General features: G+C 69.4%; 15 protein-coding genes. 2 read left to right on the forward strand and 13 right to left on the reverse strand.

The window, feature by feature from the left end:
- Positions 1 to 76: 76 nt before the first annotated feature.
- Entirely contained in the window at positions 77 to 1,294 is a 1,218-nt protein-coding gene (locus DLJ53_RS01410; protein WP_111341688.1) for a M24 family metallopeptidase, read from the reverse strand.
- A gap of 152 nt (positions 1,295 to 1,446) precedes the next feature.
- Here DLJ53_RS01410 and DLJ53_RS01415 point away from each other — a divergent pair, with 152 nt between their 5' ends.
- On the forward strand, positions 1,447 to 1,941 hold the full coding sequence (locus tag DLJ53_RS01415) for a GAF domain-containing protein (protein WP_211100532.1): 495 nt from the start codon (positions 1,447 to 1,449) through the stop codon (positions 1,939 to 1,941).
- An 8-nt stretch (positions 1,942 to 1,949) separates the two neighbouring features.
- Here DLJ53_RS01415 and DLJ53_RS01420 read toward each other — a convergent pair whose 3' ends face one another.
- From DLJ53_RS01420 to DLJ53_RS01475, 12 genes are all read right to left on the reverse strand, one after another.
- Positions 1,950 to 2,870 carry a cation diffusion facilitator family transporter gene (locus tag DLJ53_RS01420; protein ID WP_111341690.1) on the reverse strand — a complete coding sequence of 307 codons (921 nt, stop codon included), beginning with the start codon at positions 2,868 to 2,870 and terminating at the stop codon, positions 1,950 to 1,952.
- Positions 2,867 to 3,799, reverse strand: a complete 933-nt coding sequence (locus DLJ53_RS01425; RefSeq protein WP_111341691.1) for a branched-chain amino acid ABC transporter permease — start codon at positions 3,797 to 3,799, stop codon at positions 2,867 to 2,869. The genes DLJ53_RS01420 and DLJ53_RS01425 overlap by 4 nt, the downstream gene beginning before the upstream one ends.
- Before the next feature lie 49 nt (positions 3,800 to 3,848).
- On the reverse strand, positions 3,849 to 4,715 hold the full coding sequence (locus DLJ53_RS01430) for a branched-chain amino acid ABC transporter permease (protein WP_111341693.1): 867 nt from the start codon (positions 4,713 to 4,715) through the stop codon (positions 3,849 to 3,851).
- On the reverse strand, positions 4,715 to 5,917 hold the full coding sequence (locus DLJ53_RS01435) for an ABC transporter substrate-binding protein (protein WP_111341694.1): 1,203 nt from the start codon (positions 5,915 to 5,917) through the stop codon (positions 4,715 to 4,717). The genes DLJ53_RS01430 and DLJ53_RS01435 overlap by 1 nt, the downstream gene beginning before the upstream one ends.
- Positions 5,918 to 5,928: 11 nt before the next feature.
- Entirely contained in the window at positions 5,929 to 6,639 is a 711-nt protein-coding gene (locus tag DLJ53_RS01440; RefSeq protein WP_111341696.1) for an ABC transporter ATP-binding protein, read from the reverse strand.
- Positions 6,636 to 7,400, reverse strand: a complete 765-nt coding sequence (locus DLJ53_RS01445; RefSeq protein ID WP_111341697.1) for an ABC transporter ATP-binding protein — start codon at positions 7,398 to 7,400, stop codon at positions 6,636 to 6,638. Before DLJ53_RS01445 ends, DLJ53_RS01440 begins: the two co-directional genes overlap by 4 nt.
- A 143-nt stretch (positions 7,401 to 7,543) precedes the next feature.
- On the reverse strand, positions 7,544 to 8,866 hold the full coding sequence (gene hisD / locus DLJ53_RS01450) for a histidinol dehydrogenase (RefSeq protein ID WP_111343950.1): 1,323 nt from the start codon (positions 8,864 to 8,866) through the stop codon (positions 7,544 to 7,546).
- Positions 8,866 to 9,666: an ABC transporter permease gene (locus DLJ53_RS01455; RefSeq protein ID WP_111341699.1), complete on the reverse strand. Its 801-nt coding sequence runs from the start codon at positions 9,664 to 9,666 to the stop codon at positions 8,866 to 8,868. The genes hisD and DLJ53_RS01455 overlap by 1 nt, the downstream gene beginning before the upstream one ends.
- Positions 9,663 to 10,601, reverse strand: a complete 939-nt coding sequence (locus DLJ53_RS01460; RefSeq protein ID WP_111341700.1) for an ABC transporter permease — start codon at positions 10,599 to 10,601, stop codon at positions 9,663 to 9,665. The genes DLJ53_RS01455 and DLJ53_RS01460 overlap by 4 nt, the downstream gene beginning before the upstream one ends.
- A 7-nt stretch (positions 10,602 to 10,608) precedes the next feature.
- Positions 10,609 to 11,682, reverse strand: a complete 1,074-nt coding sequence (locus tag DLJ53_RS01465) for an ABC transporter substrate-binding protein (RefSeq protein ID WP_111341702.1) — start codon at positions 11,680 to 11,682, stop codon at positions 10,609 to 10,611.
- Entirely contained in the window at positions 11,679 to 12,791 is a 1,113-nt protein-coding gene (locus tag DLJ53_RS01470; protein ID WP_425320950.1) for an ABC transporter ATP-binding protein, read from the reverse strand. The genes DLJ53_RS01465 and DLJ53_RS01470 overlap by 4 nt, the downstream gene beginning before the upstream one ends.
- 24 nt (positions 12,792 to 12,815) lie before the next feature.
- A complete protein-coding gene (locus DLJ53_RS01475) occupies positions 12,816 to 13,586 on the reverse strand; it encodes an SDR family oxidoreductase (RefSeq protein WP_111341705.1) in 771 nt (256 codons plus the stop codon).
- A gap of 239 nt (positions 13,587 to 13,825) precedes the next feature.
- Here DLJ53_RS01475 and DLJ53_RS01480 point away from each other — a divergent pair, with 239 nt between their 5' ends.
- A complete protein-coding gene (locus tag DLJ53_RS01480; protein WP_111341707.1) occupies positions 13,826 to 15,946 on the forward strand; it encodes a metallophosphoesterase in 2,121 nt (706 codons plus the stop codon).
- Positions 15,947 to 15,962 lie beyond the last annotated feature (16 nt).

Here is a 15,962-nt window from a genome sequence, read left to right on the forward strand (position 1 = left end):
TGGCCTGCCGCGGCCGGATCATGTGCCAGCGATGACGCGTGATCAAGACTTTGGCATGCCATTCTTTTGTGCGCGATTATGCCTCGTATCCGAACGGATCGTCGACTGTGTGACTAGGACCCGAAAACCAGCGAGGCCCATCTTCGGTGACGGTCGCGCAATCTTCCAATCGAATGCCAAACTCGCCGTAGATGCAAATCGTCGGTTCGATCGAGAAGCAGTTGCCGACCTTCAGCGGAGCAGTGTTGCCGCGCACGATGTAGCTGTCCTCGTGCACCTCGATTCCGATGCCGTGGCCAGTGCGATGCGGCAGTCCCGGCAAAGCATAATCCTTGCCAAAACCGGCCGATTCGATGACGCCGCGTGCGGCATCGTCGACCGCATGGTGCGGCGCGCCCTTCTGCGCGGCGTTGAAGCCCGCCTCCTGCGCCCTCTTCTCGATGTCCCAGACCTCGCGCTGGCGCGGGTTCGGCTCGCCGAAGACGTAGGTACGCGTCAGGTCCGAGCGGTAGCCGCCGACCCAGCCGCCGATGTCCATCAGCACCATGTCGCCGTCCTCGAGCGTCTGCGGGTAGTCGACGCCGTGCGGGTAGGCGGTCGCCTCGCCGAACAGGATCAGCGGCGGGTACGGCGTCGGCACCGCGCCCAGCCGGCGATGCGCCTCCTGCACGAACGCCTGCACCTCGGTGGTGGTGATGCCCTCGTGGAGGATCCGCGCCGAGGCCTTGTGGACCTCCTCGGTGACCTTGGCGGCGATGTCGAGGAGCGCCACCTCCGCCGCGGTCTTCTGCGAGCGCAGCGCGGCGGTGACCACCGCGCCGTTCTGGAAGTCGTAGCGGTTGCCGGCCTTCCTCATGCCGTCGAAGTTGAAGAAGGGCGTCGCCGGGTCGACCGCCACGACGCCGCTCTCGTAGCCGAGGGAGGCGATGGTGTCGGCCACCAGCGCCGTCGGGTCCTCGTGCTCCTGCCAGACGCGGATGTCGTCGCCGAACTTCAGCATGGAGCGCGTCTTCGGCTCCTCGAAGGCGGGGCTGAGGTAGGTGACGGGGCCCTCGGCCGGGATGATCGCCCCGTGCAGCCGCTCCGTCAGCTTCAGGCTGATGCCGGTGAAGTAGAAGAGGTTCGCCGACGTATCGAGGTAGAGGGCGGAGATCCCCTCCTTCTTCATCAGCGCCTGGGCCCGCTTCACGCGCTCCAAGTGCTCGTCGATGCCGATCGGGGTGATCCCGCCGGTCATCTTCGTCATCTTCTCCAGTTCGGCGGCCGCTGTCGAACCACCAACGCCGAGGGTCATTGCGCGTCCCCCGATGCGGTCTGGGCGGGTCTCATCTTAGGCTCCATTGCTGACGAAAGTTTCGGCACATAAGCGCCTGGATTCGGGTAAGGATTCGGATCGGCCCCGCCCCGGCGACCGAGGCTCGGCCGCCTGAGACGAGAGGACGATCCATGGATTTCGATGCCTTCACCCGCGCCGTCGCCGCGCCCGGCCAGCCGGCCGCCGCCTTCGGGGCGCTCGCCGAGATGGCCGCGGCCGGGCCGGGCGTGAAGCTCTTCACGGCGCTCACCATCGACCAGACGGCGGGGCTCCTGCGCCGCAGCTTCTCCAACATGCCGGACGCCTACCCCGCGAAGGGCACCAAGAAGATCGCCGACACGACGATCACCGGGCACCTCCTCGCCGACGCCGGGCCGGTGCTCAGCGACGGGCGCGAGGCGGTCGAGGCGAACTTCTACGACCACGAGCTGATCTTCTCGCTCGGGTGCGAGAGCTGCCTCAACGTTCCGATCACCGTCGCGGGCGAGGTGATCGGGTCGATCAACCTGCTGCATGCCGCCGGCCACTACACGCCCGAGCGCATCGAGGCGGCGAAGGCGCTGCGCCTGCCGGCGGTCGCGGCCTTCCTGATCGAGCGCCAGTGGGGCGACGCGCTCACGGTGTGAGGAGAGGCTCACGCGGCGGCCCCCGCGGGCGCCTGCGAGGCCATCAGCGCGGGCGTCGCGGGCAGGACCAGAACCTCGGCCCCCTCGACGCTCGCGACCACGCTGCGGCGCACCTGTTCGCACCGGGCGACGACGGTGCGCCACTCCCGGTTCATGGCGAAACCGAGCGCGATCTCGATGATCGGGACCCCGCCGGAGCGGCGGGTGCGGATGTCGAGGATGTCGTCGAACGCGTCGAAGCTGTCCGCCAGCCCGCGCAGGATGAGGAGCTGGACCTTCTCCTCCAGCGCCCGGTCGGCGAGCTCCCAGAAGGCGTTCCGGAAGGTCTGGTAGGCGGTGTAGAGCATCGCTGACGCGATCACGCAGCCGGCGATCGGATCGCCGATCGCGAACCGCGGATCGAACGCGGCCGCCGACACCAGGACGATGGTGAGGCCGAGGCCGCACACGTCGATGAGCTGGGCCCGCCGCCACGCCTTGACGACGCCGGACGGCTCCTTCGCCAGCGGCGCGGAGAGCGCATAGAGCGCGGCCGACTGGGCGAGCAGGATCGTCGTGATGACCAGCGGAGCGGCGACGCTCTCCGGCGGCGACGGCTCGAGGACGCGGTAGAGGCTCGCCGAGGCGATGCCGAGCCCCGAAAGCGTGAAGGAGACGGCGAGAATCGAGCTCGCGATCGCCTCCAGCTTGCCGGTCCCGTACGGGAAGACCAGCGCGCAGGAGTGGCGCGCCGCCCGCGTCGTCAGGAAGACGAGCAGCGAGAACAGGATGTAGATGACGGTGAAGACCGCGTCTCCGATCAGTCCGATGGACGTCGACCCGAGCGCCGCGACGAGCTGCGGTCCGGCGATCACCGTCGAAAGGGTGATCGAGACGAGCTGAAGCTGCTGGAAGTTCAGCCGGCGGGGGGCCCGGACCGCGTCCCTCAAGTTCGCCTCCGTGCCGAACCCGTCGTGCCCGGCTGGACCGGCATTCGCGGTGGCCGCTCGGCGAGAAGGCCCGACGGCTTCAGCCGCATGATGACGATGAGAAGGCTGCCGATCACCATTTCGCGCAGCGCCGCGCCCTGCGCGCCGGAGAGGCCGGGGATCACGCCCTCGAGGAAGCGGCTCCCCTCCAGGATCCCCATCACGATGACCGCGCCGACGACCGCGCCGGTGGCGTTGCCGGTGCCGCCCGCCGTGAGGGAGAGGAAGATGTAGATGGTCAGGAGCGGGCGGAAGATATCCGGCGCGATGTAGCTCGTGAAGTGCGCGTAGAGGACCCCGCCGAGGCCAAGGAGCGCCGCGCCCAGCGCGAACGCCTCAACCTTCATGCGGCGCACGGGCTTGCCGGCGACGGCCGCCGCGGTCTCGTCCTCCCGGAGTGCGCGGAGCGCGCGGCCGTAGGGGCTGATCCTGAGGCGCCGCGACAGGAACCAGGCGACCGCGACGCACACGACGGTGATCGCCGCGAAGAGGGCGTTGAACTCGAACGGCGTCAGCTCGGCGCGGAACGGGCCGGGAATCCCGGAGATGCCGTCCGACCCGTTGGTCAGCCAGATCTCGTTGGCCGCGATCAGCCGCACGAACTCGCCGAAGCCGAGGGTGACGATGGCGAGGTAGTCACCGCGCAGCTTGAGCGTCAGGCGCGACAGGAGCCCGCCGACGAGGGCCGCCGCCGCCATCGCGGCGATCGCGGCGAGCGGGATCGGCAGCCCCAGGATGGAGAGGAGCGCGGAGACGTAGGCGCCCACCGCGAAGAACCCCGCGAGGCCGAGGTTGATCATCCCCGTCATGCCCCAGATGACGTTCAGGCCCAGCGCCAGCATCGCGTAGATGCCGGCGAAGGTGAGCGTGGCGAGGAGGTAGCTCAGCATGCGCGAGCCTCCGGACGGCGGGTGAGACGGCGAGGACGGACCGGGGCCATCAGTATGCGCGCTCCCCGAGAAGGCCGCGGGGGCGGAAGGTCAGGACGATGACGATGGCAAGGAAGCCGACCGCGCTCCGGTAGGACGGCGACAGCACGATGAGCGACAGCTCCTCGCCGAGCCCCACCACCATGGCCCCCAGCACCGCGCCGGGGATCGAGCCCAGCCCGCCCACGACGGCCGCGGCGAAGATCGGCAGGATGAAGCGGAATCCGGTCAGGGGATCGATGGACGTCCCGACGCCGAGCAGCATGCCGCCCGCCCCGACGAGCCCCATGCCGAAGAACACCGTGAGGCGCCCGATCATGATCGGGTCGATGCCCTTCAGCTCGGCGAGCGCGGGGTTGTCGGCGACGGCGCGCATGGACTTGCCGATCCGCGTGTAGCGCAGCGCCAGGAAGACGGCGCTCATGAGGGCGAGCGCGAGGAGGAGGTTCTCCACCTGCTGCGGGCCGATCCGCACGCCCCAGATGCGCCAGTCGCGCACCAGCGGCAGGTCGTAGCCGCGCAGGTCGTTGCCGAAGATGAAGCGGACCGCGTTCTCCAGCACGATGGTGAGCGCGATGGAGGCGATCGCCGTCGTCAGTGCCCCGTGCGGACGGAGCGGACGCAGCGCGATCTCGTCGGACAGGACGCCGACGACGGCGGCGACGAGGAACGCCGCCACCAGCGAGACCTCCACCGGCAGCCCCAGGCCCACGTTGGCGGCGTAGCCCGCGAACGCGCCGATCGTGGCGTGCGAGGCGACCGCGAAGTTCGGGAAGCGCAGCACGGCGAAGATCGCCGTGAAGCCGATGGCGGGGATCGCGAGAAGCGTCCCCATCACGATCCCGTTGACGATGAGCTGGGGCAGAAGGTCGAGCATCAGGTCCGCGCGAACTCGACCGCTGCGCCGTCTTCGATCCGCTTGAAGAGGAACTGCGTGCCGGTGATGTCACCGATCTCGTTGAAGTCGCACGGCCCGCTGGCGCCGTCGTAGTTGACGCCATCGGCGATGATCGGCAGCCCCTCCACGGCGCTGGAAACGACCGTCCCCTCGCCCTGGCTGATGGTGCGAAGGCTGTCCCTGATGGTGGCGCCCGTCGCCTCGCCGCCGGCCGCGATCGACAGGATCGCGAGGTTGGCGTGGTCGTAGCACTGCGCCGAGTAGGGATCGACCGTCTCGACGCCGAGGATCTTCTGCACGTTGGCGTAGGCAGGCGAGCCGATGGCAGGCGCCGGTTCCCAGGTGAAGATGCCCTCGAGGACGTCCGCGGGCAGCGCGTCGAGGACCGTCTGGTTCACCGCGTAGGCGGGGCCGATCAGCTTGCCCTCGTAGCCGGCCTGCCAGAGGTCGCGCAGCAGGACGGTCGTGTCCGCCGTGTAGCCGCCGAGGAGGATGAAGTCCGGCCCGGCACGCATGATGGTGTCGACCTCGGAGCGGTAGGTGGACTTGTCCGCCTCGTAGATGAGGCTGTCCATCTCCATGCCGTTCTCGCCGGCGATGCGGGTCATGTTGTCGATGTTGCCCTGGGCGAACGGCGTTTGCGGGCCGATCCAGCCGAGGTGCGTCGCGCCCTGGTCGACCATGAAGGCGGTGGCGACGTCGTTCTGCAGCTTCGAGTTCGGCTGCGTGCGGGCGATGAAGCCCCGGTGCGGCAGCAGCGTGATCGAGTCGGCGCCCGACACGCAGAAGAGCATCGTCTGATTCTCCCAGCAGAGCGGCGCGACGGCGGTGGTCACCGAGGAGGCCCACGTGCCCATGATCGCCGCGACGCCGTCGACGTCGATCAGCTTGCGCGCGGCGCGCACCGCCGCTTCGGGCGAGGTCTGCGTGTCCTCCGAGACGAGGACGATCTCGCGGCCGAGGACGCCGCCCGCCTCGTTGACCGCGCCGATCACGCCGGCGATCGCGTCGCGCATGAAGGGGCCGTAGTTGCCGCCGACGCCGGTCAGCGGCGTCAGGGAGCCGAGCTTGATCGGCCCGCCCTGCGCGAAGGCGGCCTGTGCCCGCAGGACCGCCGGGGCGGCAAGGCTCGCCGTCATACCGGCGAGGACGCTGCGACGTGTGGGACGGAACGTGGCCATCTTGGGCTCCTTCAGTGCATTCCGAGGAAGGTGCGGCGAATGTCGGGATCGGCGGAGAGGGCGGCGCCCGTCCCCTCGGCGTGGTTGAGGCCGGCGGCGAGGATGTACGCGCGGTCGGCGATCTGCAGCGCGTCGAACGCGTTCTGCTCGACGAGGACGATGGCGACGCCCGACGCGGCGATCTCGCGGATAACCGCGAACATCTCGTGCGCCGCCTTCGGCGAGAGACCGGCGGACGGCTCGTCCAGCAGCATCACCTGCGGCTCCACCATCATGCCGATCGCCATCGCGAGGAGCTGGCGCTGGCCGCCCGACAGCGTGCGCGCCGCGTCGTGCCGCTTCTCGGCGAGGACGGGGAAGCGGGCGAACAGGCCGTCGATGCGCGGGCGCACGTTGGCGCGGTCGACGGTGCCGCCGATCTCGAGGTTCTCGCGCACGCTCATCGTGGCGAAAACGTTCGACTCCTGCGGCACGTAGGCGACGCCGTTGGCGACGACCTCGCGCGGCTTCATGCCGGTCAGTTCCCTGCCGGCGAGGGTGACGTGGCCCTCGCGGACGGCGATCTGCCCCGTCACGGCCTTCAGCATCGTCGACTTGCCGGCCCCGTTGGGGCCGAGGACGGCGACGATCTCGCCGGCGTCCGCCGTCATCGAGACGCCCTTCAGGATCATGTCCGCCCTGGTGTAGCCAGCGACCACGTTGTCGATCACGAGCGTCGTCATGCGCGCCGTCCGAGGTAGGCGTCCTGCACGCGCGCGTCGGAGGTCACCTCCTCGAAGGTGCCCTCCACCAGCGTCGTCCCGTCCGCCATCACGATGACCGTGTCGCAGAGCTCGGAGACGAGCGCCATGTCGTGCTCGACGATGAGGAAGGTGAGGCCGGTGGCGGCGAGTTCGCGGATGCGCTCGGCGATCTCCCGCCCCAGCGTGGGGTTCACGCCGGCGACCGGCTCGTCGAGCAGGATGAGCTTCGGCCCGCCCATCAGCGCGCGGCCGATCTCCAGCAGCTTCTTCTGTCCGCCGGAGAGATCGGCCGACATGTTCGCCAGGACGTGGTCGAGCCTGAGGCGCCGGGCGATCTCGAACGCACGCTCGGCGAGCTCGCTCTCGCGCTTCAGCCAGCGGGACGGATTGAAGAGCGCCGTGCCGAGCCGCTCGCCCGGCTGGTCGGCGCCATGAAGCAGCAGCGTCTCGAAGACGCTGAGCTTGGGAAAGCCGCGCGCGATCTGGAAGGTGCGCACCAGACCGCGCAGGCTGATCTCGTCCGGCCGCCACCCGGTGATGTCCGTCCCGTCGAAGGTGACGCGGCCGGACTGGGGCGGAATGACGCCGGAGATGCAGTTGAAGGCGGTCGTCTTGCCTGCCCCGTTGGGGCCGATGAGACCGGTGATGCTCCCGGTGGCGACGGTGAACCCCGCGCCGTTGAGGGCACGGACGCCGTAGAAGTTCCGTGTCAGCCCCTCGACCGAGAGCAGGTCCGCCATCCGTACACCTTCGCGCCCCCGCGGCTTAGGGCCGCGGTCATTTTATCTTTCGGCGAAGCAATCACCGTGCCACCGGACCGCAGGGCGGACAAGTGATCCGCGTGTTTTCAACGTGTGAAATTTCTGAAACCTGCCAAGGGCGGCTACTTTCCGAATGCGTCGTCGCGCAGGGTCGAGACGGCGTTGGCGTGGGCGTCGAAGCCCTCGTAACGGGCAAACCGCTCCGCATGCGGGGCGAGGCGCGCATAGCCGGCCTTCGTGACGTGGCCGATGGAGGTGAGCTTCAGGTAGTCGTGCACGCCGAGCGGCGAGCGCGTCAGGGCCGCCAGGTTGGTGGGCAGCACCGCGTTCGGGCCGAGCATGAAGTTGCCGATGGCGATGGGAGTGTGCTCGCCGAGCAGGATCTCGCCGGCGTTCCGGAGCGCGCCGAGATAGTCGAACGGTGCCTTGGAATGAACCTGCAGGTGCTCCGGCGCATAGTCGTTCACGAAGGCGATCGCCTCGTCCATCGTTTCGGTCAGGACGATGCCGCCGCGCGGGCCGCACAGCACCGCCTGGGAAAAGCCGACGCGCTCCTCACCCATCTGCGCCCAGTAGCCGGGGATCGCGGCGAGCGCCTCCTCGACGACACGCTTCGAGGGGGTGACGAGGTAGGCCGAGGAATCGGGGCCGTGCTCGGCCTCGTTGAGGAGATCGAGGGCGGCGACGCGGCCGTTCGCCGTCTCGTCGGCGATGACGATGGCCTCGGACGGGCCGGCCGGCGGCCCCGGATCGATCCTGTCCGCCAGGAGGCGCTTGGCGGCGACGATCCACGGGCTCCCGGGCCCGACCACCTTGACGCACTTCGGCACCGTCGCCGTCCCGTAGGCGACGGCCGCGATCCCCTGCGAGCCGCCGGCCTTGTAGACCTTCTCGACCCCGGCGAGGCGGGCGGCGACGAGAGTCGCGGCATCGACGCCGCCGTCCGGGCCCGGCGGGGTGATGATGACCAGCTGCGGCACGCCGGCGACGACCGCCGGCACCGCCGTCATCATCACCACCGACGGGAACGAGCCCTTGCCGCGCGGCACGTAGCAGGCGACCGACGGGATCGGCGTGACGCGCTCGCCAGCGAAGACGCCGGGCGACATCTCCTTCAGCCACATCTCCTCGGGCATCTGCGCCTCGTGGAAGCGGCGGACGTTGTCGATGGCGGTCTCGAGCGTCTCGATCATCTCCGGCTCGACGGCCTTGAAGGCGGCGTCGAAGTCCTCGGGCGTCGCGGCGATCGCGTCGGCGGTCACGGCGGCCCTGTCGAACTCGCGGCCGAACCGGGCGAGCGCCTCGTCGCCCTCCTCCCGGACGGCCGCGATGATCGGCGCGACCTTGTCGAGGAACGGGCCGAGGTCGCTCTCGGCTCGGCGCAACAGGGCGGCCCGCGCCTCGGCGGACAGTTCGGAGAGGGTGTGGACGCTGATCTGGGGCATCATTTGGACTTCAGGAAAATGTCGAGACCGACGAGCCAGTCCAGCAGCGCCACCGCGACGAGCGCGATGACGATGTAGACGACCGACACGGCCGCGAGGTCCGGTGTGATCACGCTGCGGATGGAGTTGTAGATCTCCACCGGCAGCGTGACGGTGCGCGAGTCCGTCAGGAAGAGGCTGACCAGGAACTCGTTGAAGGCGAGGATGAACATGAGGAGCGCGCCGGTGATGACGCCGGGCGTCACCGCGGGCAGCGTGACGGTGAAGAACGCCTGCACCGGCGGCGCGCCGCAGCTCGCGGCGGCGTTCTCCAGCTCCGGGTCCATCGCGTTCACGGACGCCGCGACGGACCAGATCATGAAGGGCAGGTTGATGACGCAGAGCGCGAGGCCCACCGGCCAGAGCTGGCCGAGGATGCGCACCTCGCCGAACATCATCATCATCGAGAGGCCGGAGACGACGAGCGGGATCGTGAACGGGAGCAGCAGGATCACCTGCAGTGCCGTGCGGGCGCGCAGTCGGTAGCGCGACAGGGCGATCGCCGCCAGCGTCCCCACCGGGATCGCGATGACGGTGCAGATGAGCGACACGTAGAGGCTGCGCCAGAACGCGGCCTTGAACGAGGCGAGCTGCCAGAGCTCGGAGTACCAGCGCAGCGAGAAGCCCTGCGGCGGGAAGGCGATGATGTCGCCCGACGTGAACGAGGCGCCCACCACGATGACGGTCGGCAGGCTCAGCATCAGCACGCAGAACCCCGTCACGCCCCAGAGGAAGACGCCCTTGCTGCCGGAGAGCTTCATCGCCGCCCCCCGCGGAAGCCGAGCGTTCCGGTGCCGGCCATCATGAAGACCGCGGCGACGATCACGCTGCCGATGAGCGTCAGCAGGATGGAGAGCGCCGCGCCGAGGCCCGCATTGGAGATCTGGAAGAACGAGTCGTAGATGGCGCTGGCGAAGAAGTCCTGCGTGCCGCCGCCCAGGATCTCCGGCATCGCGAAGTCCGTCAGCGTCAGCGTGAAGACCACCACCGACGCGCCGATGAGGCCCGGCGCGGCCATCGGCAGGACGACGTGGCGGAAGGTCGACGGCCAGCGGGCGCCCAGCGACTCGGAGGCGAGTTCCACCTCCTCGCCGATCGCCGAGAGAGCGGGGATGATGAGGAGCACCGCGAACGGCAGCATGTACTGGACGAGGCCGAAGAGCACCGTCGGGTACGCGAAGAGGAAGTCCTGCGCCGGCAGGCCCACCGCCTTCAGCGCCGAATTCAGGAGCCCCTCGCGCCCCAGGATGATGAGCCATCCGTAGGCGCGCACCACCTGGCCGATGAAGAACGGCAGGAACAGCGCCACCAGCAGGAACTTGCGCGCCCACGCCGAGCCGGTGCGCACCAGGAGGTACGCGTAGGGGAAGGCGAGCAGCAGCGTCACCAGCGTAACGATGCCCGCCCCGCCCAGGGTGCGGGCGAGCACCCGCCACGTCACCGGGCGCTCCAGCGCCGTGGCGTAGTTGGCGAGGGTGTACGCGTCGCCGAGGCGGTAGGTCGCGAGGTTCAGCTCGTGGAGACTCGTCTCCAGCATCTGGCCGAGGCCGATGACGAGGATTCCGACGAGGATCAGCGCCGGGGCGAGGAAGGCCCACCCCAGCGCGCCGCGCAGGGGCGCCGGCCACACGATGCGCGCCAGCATCTCGACGGCGTCGAGAAGCGCCCAGCGCGCCTTTTGGACGGCACCCGCCATCGAACCGTCAGCCCTGGAAGATCTCGTTGAACTTGGCGAACCAGATCGGCTGGTTCTCCACGAGCACCGGCGAGGGCACCGATACGAGCTTCTCGAAGTCCTCCGGCCTGGTCGGGTAGGACGGATCGCCGACGAGGTCGGCCGGCGGCTCGATCCCCGGACGCACCGGCGGCAGGCCGAGCGCGCCGCACCACGCCTTCTGCGCCTCCTCGGAGAGGGCGAAGTTGACGAAGTCCTTCGCGGCCTGCTCCTCGTTCGCGGGCAGGCCCTTGGGGACCCAGAGCCCGTCGGTGTCGACCTTGCAGCCCTCCTTCGGGACGGTCCAGGCGACGTCGATGCCGGACTGCTTGGCCGCGCGCGCGTTCACCGAGATGGTGCAGGCGAGGTCGATCTCGCTGTTCTGGAACCAGGAGGTGAAGTCCGGGTCCTCGCCGAGCAGCGGCTCGTTCGCCTTCAGCTTGCGGTAGAACTCGTAGCCCGGCTCCATGTTGTCCGGGATGTCCTCGAACGTGCCGCCGCCGGCGATCACCGCAATCGGGTTGAAGCCGATGCCGTCGTCGTAGAGCGCGACGCGGCCCTTGAACTTCGGGTCGAGCATGACCGTCCAGCTCTCCGGCGCACCGTCCGGGAACGCCTCGGGCCGGTACGCGCAGACGTAGACGTAGGCGTAGGTGTTGACGAGCGGCCAGCCCTCGAGCCCGACCGGCTTGGCGGACGGGAGCAGGCCCTCGAGGTTGGGAAGGTCCGAGAGGTCGACCGTCACGCCGCGCAGCGCCGAGATCGTGGCGTTGGTGGTCGTGTCCCAGTTGACGTGGATGGGCGGCACGCGGCCCTGGTCCACGGCGGCCCAGATCTTCGGCTTGATCTCGTTGTCCTCGGTGAAGTCGAGGCGCACCGGGATGCCGGTCTTCTCGGTGAAGGGGTCGGCGACGCCCGACTTCAGCGCATCGCCCCACGCACCGCCCCAGGCGCGCACGATGAGCTCCGACGGCTTGTCCTGCGCTCTGAGGATCGACGGCATCGCGAGGGTCGCGCCGAGCGCGGCACCTCCCTTGAGGGCAGTCCGGCGGGAGAAGGTCATGAAGGCAGCTCCTTGTGTCCGGTGGTGGTGGTGGTCTCGGCGTCCGGGAAGGTGAAGAGGTCGCGTGCGGCGAAGCCGAGGGTGACGGCCGCCCCCTCGGGTATCGACCGGTGCACGGCCGGGTCGTGGTCGAAGACGAAGATCGTCGCGCCGCCGAGCCCCTCGACAGTGACGGCGTAGACCATCCGGTCGCCCTCGAAGATCTGCTGCGCCACGGTGCCTGTCACGGTGTTCTCGTGCCCGAGCGGGCCTTCGGAGATCGCCACCTGCTCGGCGCGCAGGGTGCACTCGACGCGGTCGCCGGGCGACAGCGTGCCGGTGCCGCGCGCGGTGAGCCGCGTTCCCCCGGCCTCGACGGTCACCGCCGCCCCGTCCGCCTCGACGACGCGCGCGGGGAAGATCGAGGTCACCCCAACGAAGGTCGCGACGAACCGGTTCTGCGGCGCCCGGTAGATGGCCTGCGGCTCGTCCGCCTGCTGCACCACGCCGTGGTTCATGACGACGATCTGGTCGCTCATGACGAGCGCCTCGCGCTGGTCGTGGGTGACGTTGATGGTGGTGACGCCGAGGTCCTGCTGGATGCGGCGGAACTCGAGCTGCATCTCCTCGCGCAGCTTGCGGTCGAGCGCGGAGAGGGGCTCGTCGAGGAGCAGCAGATCCGGGTCGAACACCAGGGCGCGGGCGATGGCGACGCGCTGCTGCTGGCCGCCAGAGAGCTCGTGCGGGCGCCGGTCGCCGAGCCCGTCGAGCCGCACCAGCGACAGGAAGCGCTCCACCCGCTCGGGAATCGACGCCGGGTCGAAGCGGCGCATCTTGAGCGGATAGGCGACGTTCTGCGCCGCCGTCATGTGCGGGAAAAGGGCGAGCCGCTGGAACACCATGCCGATGGAGCGGCGGTAGGCGGGCATGCGCTTCACGTCCGCGCCGTTGATCCGGATGGCCCCGGCGGTCGGCCGCTCGAACCCGGCGATCATGCGCAACAGCGTGGTCTTGCCGCAGCCGGAGGGGCCGACGATCGTCAGGAAGGCGCCGCGCTCGACCGAGAAGGTCGCCTCGCGCACGGCGAGCGAGTCGCCGAAGGCCTTCGAGACGCCGTCGATCTCGACCATTCGCTCCATCACGTCCGCCATCGCCTACAGCGCCGCCAGGGTGCCGCCGTCGACGTAGACGATCTGACCCGTCATGTACGCCGACGCCTCGCTGGCGAGGAAGACGGACACGCCGACGAGGTCGTCGAGTTCGCCGAAGCGGCGCATCGGGATCTTGCCGAGCATCGCCGCCTGCCAGTTCCGGCTCTTGTAGAACCCCTCCGTCATCGCCGTGCGGAAGTAGCCGGGGCCGATGGCGTTGACGCGGATCGTCGGCGCCCACTCCGCCGCCAGCGCCCGCGTCATGCCGAGGATCCCGGACTTCGACGCGGTGTAGGGCGTCGCGGTCGGGATGCCGACCGCCGAGGTGAGGGAGCCGAGGTTGATGATGGCGCCGGGCCGCTCGTCCGCGAGCAGCGGCCGGGCAAATGCCTGCGCCACGAAGAACGCGGCCTTGAGGTTGGTGCCGACGATCTTCTCCCACAGCGCCTCGGAGACGTCCGTCGACGGCGCAACCTCCTCCACCCCGGCATTGTTGACGAGGATCGTCGGGACGATGCCGGTGACCGCGAGCGCCTCCAGATGGGCGGCGAACGCGTCCGGCCGGGTCACGTCGGCAGCGATCGCGTGGCAGGTGCGGTGGAGCTTTTCGATGCGCGCGCGGGTCTCGGCGAGACCGTCCGCCGAACGGGCGACCGCGACCACGTCGGCGCCCGCCTCGGCAAGGCCGATGGCGATCGCCTGTCCGATGCCGCGGCTGGCGCCGGTCACCAGCGCGGTGCGGCCCGCCAGACTGAATCGTTCTGTCCCTCTCATCGCGGCACGTTTGCATCCCATTCCGCAAAAAGGAAAGGGCGCGCGCGGTCTCCGCCCCTGCGGCGATCCGGTGCGATCGTCATGCATTGGCGCGAATGCGCGCCGGCCCGCCCCCTAAACCCTAAATTTGTAGCAAATGAATACCCGATTACTGTACTCCCCTCGCAAATAGGCGGGAGACTTCTGTGAGCCGGCTCAACGTTTTTCCCAATACACTGCCCCATCCGGTTCGCGATACGATGTCCATTGGCAGCATTCTGCCGACCGACATCGGAACAGCCGGCGCCGCCGCGTCCCAAACCTCGGCGCAGCCCATCGATGACACGACGGACGGGCCGGATCTCTTCGAGGACCTCTTCACGCGGATCGGTGATTTCCGCGACGGACCGCGCCTTCTGGATGCGATCCCGCCGCTCGGGATCTTCGGCGAAGGCGGCCTCGTGGACGACATCGCCAACGGCCTCGACGCCGCGCTCGACACGCTCCCGGTGGTCAGCCGCATCTTCGGCGACGGCGGCCCGCTGGGCGACCTTTCGCTGGGCGACATCGCCGAGACCGTCTCGAACGCGATCACCGACCGACCCCTCCTCGGCCCGCTGCTCGACGGCGGCGACGCCGGGGTCCTCGGCGGCGCCGCGGACGGCTTCGCCGAGCGGTTCGGCGCCCCGTCCGGCGCCGGCGACCACAGCCTCGCGAACCCTGACGAGAAGTACTCGGTCATCGTCTTCCCCGACACGCAGTACTACAGCAACGGCGCCCTTCTCAGCGCCTCGCCCGGCGGCTCGCCGACGATGTTCACGGCGATGACCCGGTGGGTCGTCGACAACGCGGCCGCGGAGAACATCGTCTTCGTGACCCACCTCGGCGACGTCGTCGACAACGGCACGTCCGAGGTGCAGTACGCCCGGGCCGACGCGGCGATGTCGCTCCTCGACGGCGAGGTCGCCTACTCGATCCTGCCGGGCAACCACGACTTCGTGGACGTCAACCAGTACGACGTGCTGGACGAGAAGCCCGGAAACCGCGGCGCGCAGCTCTACCTGGAGACGTTCGGCCCCGACCGCTTCCTCGCGGCGGATGCCGACTGGTACGGCGGCGCCTCCCCCAACGGCCTGTCGAGCTACCAGTACGTGACGATGGGCGACGTCACGATGCTGCACATCGCGCTCGAGTGGAACAACCTCAAGTACTCGCTGCCTTGGGCGAAGGAGGTGATCGAGCGGAATCCCGGCATGCCGACCTTCATCTCCACCCACGCCAACGTGGGCGACGAAGGCGGCGACATCGGCGTCCTCGACCCGACGCCGGACATCGGCGGCCGCGACCTCGAGAACGGCTCGTTCCTGTGGGACTATCTGGTCGAGGACAGCGACCAGGTCTTCATGGTCCTCAACGGCCACTTTTCGCGCTACGGCGCGCTCGACGAGGCTGGCGAGTACACCCAGGTCTCGACCAACGCGGCCGGCCACTCCGTCTACGAGATGCTGTACGACCCGCAGGCGCAGGCCTACGGCGGCGCCGCCTATTTCCGCCAGCTCGAGTTCGAGTTCCGCGACGGCAACGACCTCATCGGCGTGCGGACCCGCTCCGCGCTCGGCCTTGCAGAGGAGACCGACGCCAACAGCCGCTTCACCATCGAGGACATCGACTTCGCCGACCCCGCCCGCTTCGGCAGCACCGAGCGGGTCGAGACCAGCACCCTCACCCTGACCCGCTCGTTGAGCGCGACGCTCGCCAGCGACGGCTCGCTCCTCGAGGACGGCTCGGTCTTCCGCGACGTGACGGCGGGCGAGGAGCACCAGACGCTGCTGCGCTTCAAGGGCCTCGACGACCTGCCGGCGGGGGCGGAGATCGTCTCGGCCGTGCTGGTCCTATCCAACCTCGACGAGGGGGACGGCGCGCAGCTCTACCGGATGGATGCGCGGTGGACGCAGTTCGCCACGTGGGACAGCCTCGGCGACGGCGTCACCGTCGGGGAGGAGGCCGTCGCGCGTCAGCCGGACGTCCGCTTCTTCGACGGCCGGGCCGCGTTGGCTGACGGCGCGTTGCAGCAGCTCGACGGCGACCCGTTCGTCGGCGACTATCCCTATGGTTTCCTGAGCGAGTGGGACGCGACCATCCAGCCGCAGGCCGACGCCGACGGCAATGCCTACGCGGACGTCACCGAGAGCGTGCGCGCCTGGGTCGAGGACGGCGAGGACAACCTCGGCTGGGCGCTGATCGCGCCGCAATCGTCGGGCTACGGCGGACTGGAGCGGGAGCCCATCGCAAGGGAGGACGCGTGGTCCTTCGCCACCAGCGGCGCCGCCCGCCCCGAGCTGATCATCGAATACGTGGAGGACACCGCCCTGGTCGCCTGACGAGCGGCGCGCGGGC

The organism is Acuticoccus sediminis (assembly GCF_003258595.1).
Classification (GTDB): Bacteria; Pseudomonadota; Alphaproteobacteria; order Rhizobiales; family Amorphaceae; genus Acuticoccus; species Acuticoccus sediminis.

What these genes read in the sequence shown, in the direction of transcription:
- DLJ53_RS01445 (WP_111341697.1), bottom strand. Translation starts at nt 7,400, where the DNA reads ATGGCGGACCTGCTCTCGGTCGAGGGGCTGACACGGAACTTCTACGGC.
- DLJ53_RS01425 (WP_111341691.1), bottom strand. Translation starts at nt 3,799, where the DNA reads ATGCTGAGCTACCTCCTCGCCACGCTCACCTTCGCCGGCATCTACGCG.
- DLJ53_RS01410 (WP_111341688.1), bottom strand. Translation starts at nt 1,294, where the DNA reads ATGACCCTCGGCGTTGGTGGTTCGACAGCGGCCGCCGAACTGGAGAAG.
- DLJ53_RS01415 (WP_211100532.1), top strand. Translation starts at nt 1,447, where the DNA reads ATGGATTTCGATGCCTTCACCCGCGCCGTCGCCGCGCCCGGCCAGCCG.
- DLJ53_RS01475 (WP_111341705.1), bottom strand. Translation starts at nt 13,586, where the DNA reads ATGAGAGGGACAGAACGATTCAGTCTGGCGGGCCGCACCGCGCTGGTG.
- DLJ53_RS01430 (WP_111341693.1), bottom strand. Translation starts at nt 4,715, where the DNA reads ATGCTCGACCTTCTGCCCCAGCTCATCGTCAACGGGATCGTGATGGGG.
- hisD (WP_111343950.1), bottom strand. Translation starts at nt 8,866, where the DNA reads ATGCCCCAGATCAGCGTCCACACCCTCTCCGAACTGTCCGCCGAGGCG.
- DLJ53_RS01455 (WP_111341699.1), bottom strand. Translation starts at nt 9,666, where the DNA reads ATGAAGCTCTCCGGCAGCAAGGGCGTCTTCCTCTGGGGCGTGACGGGG.
- DLJ53_RS01470 (WP_425320950.1), bottom strand. Translation starts at nt 12,791, where the DNA reads ATGGTCGAGATCGACGGCGTCTCGAAGGCCTTCGGCGACTCGCTCGCC.
- DLJ53_RS01440 (WP_111341696.1), bottom strand. Translation starts at nt 6,639, where the DNA reads ATGACGACGCTCGTGATCGACAACGTGGTCGCTGGCTACACCAGGGCG.
- DLJ53_RS01460 (WP_111341700.1), bottom strand. Translation starts at nt 10,601, where the DNA reads ATGGCGGGTGCCGTCCAAAAGGCGCGCTGGGCGCTTCTCGACGCCGTC.
- DLJ53_RS01480 (WP_111341707.1), top strand. Translation starts at nt 13,826, where the DNA reads ATGTCCATTGGCAGCATTCTGCCGACCGACATCGGAACAGCCGGCGCC.
- DLJ53_RS01435 (WP_111341694.1), bottom strand. Translation starts at nt 5,917, where the DNA reads ATGGCCACGTTCCGTCCCACACGTCGCAGCGTCCTCGCCGGTATGACG.
- DLJ53_RS01465 (WP_111341702.1), bottom strand. Translation starts at nt 11,682, where the DNA reads ATGACCTTCTCCCGCCGGACTGCCCTCAAGGGAGGTGCCGCGCTCGGC.